General features: G+C 57.1%; 6 protein-coding genes. 2 read left to right on the forward strand and 4 right to left on the reverse strand.

The features are described from left to right. Positions 1-366: 366 nt before the first annotated feature. From QZ964_RS13235 to QZ964_RS13245, 3 genes are all read right to left on the reverse strand, one after another. Complete coding sequence (locus QZ964_RS13235) at positions 367-801, reverse strand: CBS domain-containing protein (protein WP_292532129.1); 435 nt, start codon at positions 799-801, stop codon at positions 367-369. Positions 802-1754: 953 nt separating this feature from the next. After that, the gene (locus QZ964_RS13240; RefSeq protein ID WP_292532130.1) at positions 1755-1970 is read right to left on the reverse strand and encodes a hypothetical protein; all 216 of its coding nucleotides are present in this window, start codon (positions 1968-1970) and stop codon (positions 1755-1757) included. A 751-nt stretch (positions 1971-2721) separates the two neighbouring features. Then, entirely contained in the window at positions 2722-3006 is a 285-nt protein-coding gene (locus QZ964_RS13245) for a PsiF family protein (RefSeq protein ID WP_292532131.1), read from the reverse strand. Positions 3007-3425: 419 nt separating this feature from the next. On the opposite strand from QZ964_RS13245, the gene QZ964_RS13250 reads away from it, so the two are divergent. Then, positions 3426-3761: a hypothetical protein gene (locus QZ964_RS13250; protein ID WP_292532132.1), complete on the forward strand. Its 336-nt coding sequence runs from the start codon at positions 3426-3428 to the stop codon at positions 3759-3761. Between the two features lie 18 nt (positions 3762-3779). Further along, positions 3780-4235, forward strand: a complete 456-nt coding sequence (locus QZ964_RS13255; RefSeq protein ID WP_292532133.1) for a hypothetical protein — start codon at positions 3780-3782, stop codon at positions 4233-4235. Between the two features lie 17 nt (positions 4236-4252). On the opposite strand, the gene QZ964_RS13260 is transcribed toward QZ964_RS13255, so the two are convergent. Further along, the coding region (locus QZ964_RS13260; RefSeq protein WP_292532134.1) for an integrase core domain-containing protein at positions 4253-4715 on the reverse strand (463 nt) is incomplete at its 5' end.

A 4715-nucleotide genomic window follows, 5' to 3' on the forward strand; every position in this document is an offset into this window, starting at 1 on the left:
CTGGTTTTGTAACGAGGAGCAGGCCGCTGCAGCTGGGTGGCGTCCCGCACAAAGATAAGCGGCGGTCGCATCCTAAAAATCTATCAAAGCCTCTTCAGCCTGTCCCTTCTTGCCTTCGTAGCCGCTGCCGGAGCGCGCTTCCCAATACGGTGAAACGGCATTGACACGTTAACTCAGTATAGGCGTTTTTGATGCCGTTTCGGGTTGGCGGTGCCGAACGCAAGCGATTGATTTCGCGGACGGCAGTTGAGGACTGGCCGCCACTATTGACAAGCAATAACTGTTCACGTGTCAAAGCCCCACACCGGCGCCTCGTCATGCGGAACGTTCAGGCCCGAGGCATGGCTGTGATGGGTGAAGACTCTGTCAATACGACGTCGCTATATATTGCTGCATAGCCAAACGCTCGGCCTCCATCGTATCGATGTGATATTTTACAACGTCCCCGATCGAGACGAGCCCCACCAAGCGGCCTTGTCGCAGCACCGGCAGGTGGCGACGGCGGTTCACCGTCATAGTATCCATCGTGGAGACGACGCTGTCGTGTTCGGTCGCAACCTTGAAATTCTTGGCCATGTGGCGCGACACTTCGTCCCCAAGTGCTGCGGCTCCATGGTTAGCAAGGGCGGCCACAATATCGCGTTCGGCGACTAGACCGACAATTTCGCCGCTGGAATCCAAAACCGCGAGAGCGCCGACCCTACGGTCGATCAGCTCTGCCGCGATTTCTTTTAGTGTCCGTTGTGGAGTCGTAGTGAAGACATCAGCGCCCTTCGCGGCGAGTATACGAGCAATTGTCATCTCAGGGCTCCCGTTTTGTCCGCCAATTTTCCTTTGGTAGCCGGGCAGCGGAAAAATACCTGGGACTAATTGCCACCTTTCGGTAAGAGTCGAGTGCTCGGCGTTCTCTCTTACTTAGCGCTCCACGATCCAAGAGGTTCCTTATGGGGGAAAAAATCGGCGATGTCCCGATGAATGTTGAAATAGGAGGAGCGGCGTTGCTCACCTTGAGCCTGTAGGCTCGGGGTGCTGATTCCACGGAAGGAAAGCAACGCCATGAACACACCTATCACATCGGAGCCCTAAAGGTTCAGGCGTTGGCGGGCGAGTTTCGAAGGCATTGACACGTTAAGTCAGTAATGGCGGATTTGAGGGCATTTTGGCGTAATGGTGCTCGCGCAAGCCATTGATTTCCCTGTGACGCATGGTGGCCGATTAAGGCGCTTGACAAGTAAAACAGCTTAACGTGTCAAAGCCCATGGGAGGCAGCATGGTCCGATTCGCCGCCTCACGCCAGCCGGATGGAGTTTACGATAGGGACAGGTGCTGGAATTCTCGTTCTGGCCCGTGCAATATTGAGGCGTGGCACATCGCGAACGATGGACATCCGATATTCAATGCCTTGGATGCGGGGCCACGGGGGTGGCTGCGTTTTCAGAGGAAGACCATCCCTATGAGACAGGCGACACCGGGCGAGTAGTATTTTTTTGCACCCCCGGATTCGAGGTCGTTCCTGGCGAAAGGCATTCCAAGGAAACGCGCATCATCTGTTCAACGTGCAAAACTGTGGTCCATAGCCCAGATGAGCAAAAAACCACCTAAACACCACCGACCTCAGCGCTCACACGAGCGTCTGCGCCACTGCCTCTGCAAGCGCTCCTTCGATCCAACTCGATCAGCAAAGTCGTCATCCGTTCGGCCGGTCGTCGCGTAATCGACGCTGGCCGAAGGCGAAGCATTAACAAAGCCGACTCTTACGTGGCCTTTGCCGGCTTGGCCGGATCGTAGACAAAATACCGGCCGCCGAGCGATCCCTCGAAACAACCCGATCCGTTCCGGCGCTGCAAATAGAATTTCACCTGCGTGTTAGGGACGCCGACAACCATCATGGCATCTCGAAGTTCATCGACTTCGACCTCCAGCGGCTCGTCCGGGCGATCAATGTCAATGAGGGCGATGCGCCTGACCATGACTGCTCTCCCAATTTGAAAGGGAGCAAAGCCAATCAGCTTATCTTTCGCGCTAGAGCTGTCTGTGCATGAGCGCACGCCCAAGCAGCAGACGTCTGTGCTAGCCGACCGCTCCTTTCGGCGGCCCACCGTTGACCAGAAACACCCGCAGAGCGGGCAAAGCTCGCGCCGCCATCCTACCAGATTGGATTTCAATAAAGCGCGCCAGATACGCGTCGCGGAAGAGCATGAGGCGCTGCACCCGGAGACGAAGCGCGAAGCGACGCTAAAGCGCGGACAAGAACTTCCGAGTCGCCAACTTGGCGAAACGGGGTTCGACCGCCTCACAGCCGACACAGCCGCGATGATCGGCCAGTCCGGGCCCGCCGCATGACGAAGGAGGGCCAGAGAGTGTGGCCAATTTGGCCACACTGGATGGATCACCTCCACAGCGCCCCACGTCCGAGCCCGTCGGCCGTCCTTCAGGAAGACCGGACCGCGTTCGGCCTTCCCCTTTGCCGGCGATGACGGCGCGGCCATCGCCTCGCGCATAATTGCGTGGACGGTTTTGTCAGGGACGTTGAACGCGACGGCGACGAGTCGAGCGTCTTGGCACTTGGCATACATTGCGACCGCCTCGGCGCGCCGCTCCGAAGATACTCCGCTCATTCACGCGCCCCCCTGCCCGCCCGCCTCGATTTCGGCGATGCGCTTTACGAGCCTCCCGGCCAGCCCATCGGCGAGGGCGTTGAAGTCTTTGCCGCGCGGCGCATTATTGAGTGTTCGGAGTCGCCGTCGCGTCCTTGATGCATTTCTTCGTGAAGCTGGTCTTCGCAGCGCCATGCAATTTTTTTTCGACTGCCGTGGCTTCGCAGGAAGCAGTGGCCACGTCCCGCTCGCATTTTTTCATGAAGCTGTTCAGCGCCGCGCCGTGCAGTTTCTTTCCCGTTGCCCGGGCGGCGCAGTCCGGAGCGGAAGGCGCCGTTTGCCCGAGGGACGCGCCGGCAATGAAAACGCCGGCGGCGAAGATCGAAGCGGCCAAAATCCTTCTCGACATGATGTCCTCCTGAAAGCGTGCGCAATTTCACCGCTAGAACAGCCAGAGAAGCGCGACCAGAGAAGCCATTCCGAGGGCGTCGAACACTATGCCCTCTCAAGTCGGTCTTATCCATGTTCCGAGCGTGAGCAGGCTAACGCCGGTGACGAGAGATAAGAAAGATACCCGTGCGCGGGTCGGGTGCTCGCCCATAACTTCCTCTCCATCCTTGCACAATGCGGAGAGATCATTGAAGCATCTCCTCCAATCGCTCGCAAAGCCGGCGATGATGACGGATGAGATTGGCGCACGTCAGAATAGTTCCCGTCGAGGATGTGAAGTGCCGTGATGCCCTTTTGACTTTGCTCTGGATGCTCGTATCTTGTTCTTATGGAATTTAGCTCGCTCGCTATTACATTTGCTTTTTGGGGAGGATGGAAATGCAGACTGTGTCTCAGCAAAACGTCGATCATGGCGTTGGCATTAGGTTGCCCGCGCTACAGTTTAATCTCTCGCCCCAGTGGCGTGCCGTCATTGGCGTGACCGTCAGCGCGCTGGGCATTGGCTTTGCTGCAAATTATGCGCTGGGAAACGTGCAGAGTTCAATGAGCTGGGTTTGGATCGGCTTAGCTTTGGCTGCGCTGGCTGTTTGCTTGGCGGGGTGGTCCGCTTACAAAGCGAGCGCGAGCGCCAAGCGAGAGCGTGAGTATCGCGATATTCTCGATAATGTGGACCGGGATCGAAAGAGGCATTACGACAGTTCTCGTCCGCAATAATTGTCGGGAGGGCCACAAATGCCCCTTCCAACGCTCGATAGTGCGGATGCCATTAGGGAATTTAGAAACAGTAATCCCGTCAGTGGCTTGTCCGACGCTGGCCTCGAAGCCGAAATAGCTTATTGGAAGAGACAATTTAAAGCTCGTAGGGAACTCGAGCAACTGCGCGACGAAACCCGAAAATCATCAGACAATGTGATGTTTGTCGCGGGGTTAGTGCTTTCATTGTTAGGCGTTCCCGGCGTTCTTGTCCTTCCCGTTCCTTCTATAGCTGTTTCGCTGGGCGGCATAACTTTGCTCGTCCTGGACAGGATCGACAAAGGACAGAGGGAAGAGGCCAAAGAACGGGCGCAGGAGCCAGTGTTCATCGCGAACGAGCGACTCGAAGAACTGGAACGAGAACAGCTCATAAGAGAGGCGGTGCGCCGAACTAGGAATGAGACTTCCGCGCCACATCAGCCCGCTTCTCGATGAGTTGTGTGTAACGAAAACTATATCCGAACGTAATGGTGATGCAGTCCGCCGAGGACAGCGTGTGATTTTATGTTTCCAATGCGCTGAACGGCGCGAGAGATCGGCGCATCCTTGTTTAACGACCGATGCGTTCTCACGTCGTTGTAATAATGAGCGTAGCATCGCAGAATCCGACGCAGATGCCGCTCGCCAAGAACGATGAGATGGTCGACGCACTCGCGGCGGATCGACCCGATCAACCGTTCGGCGAAGGCGTTCTGCCAGGGCGACGCAGGGGCAATCGGCTTGTCTCGTATGCCCATGGCGCGTAGTCGACGCGTGACGACGGGGCCAAAGACGCCATCCCGATCGCGGATGAGATAGCGCGGAGCCTCATCCCACGGGAAAGCCCCTGTAATCTGACGCGCAATCCATTCCGCTGTCGGATGTCTGGTGACATTGGTCCAGACAAGGGTTCTGCGGTCGAGCCGGACGATGACG

This window comes from Methylocystis sp. (assembly GCF_021731785.1).
GTDB lineage: Bacteria > Pseudomonadota > Alphaproteobacteria > Rhizobiales > Beijerinckiaceae > Methylocystis.

Excerpts from the sequence above, each read along its gene's own strand:
- QZ964_RS13235 (WP_292532129.1), bottom strand. The coding sequence starts at position 801 with ATGACAATTGCTCGTATACTCGCCGCGAAGGGCGCTGATGTCTTCACT.
- QZ964_RS13240 (WP_292532130.1), bottom strand. The coding sequence starts at position 1,970 with ATGGTCAGGCGCATCGCCCTCATTGACATTGATCGCCCGGACGAGCCG.
- QZ964_RS13245 (WP_292532131.1), bottom strand. The coding sequence starts at position 3,006 with ATGTCGAGAAGGATTTTGGCCGCTTCGATCTTCGCCGCCGGCGTTTTC.
- QZ964_RS13250 (WP_292532132.1), top strand. The coding sequence starts at position 3,426 with ATGCAGACTGTGTCTCAGCAAAACGTCGATCATGGCGTTGGCATTAGG.
- QZ964_RS13255 (WP_292532133.1), top strand. The coding sequence starts at position 3,780 with ATGCCCCTTCCAACGCTCGATAGTGCGGATGCCATTAGGGAATTTAGA.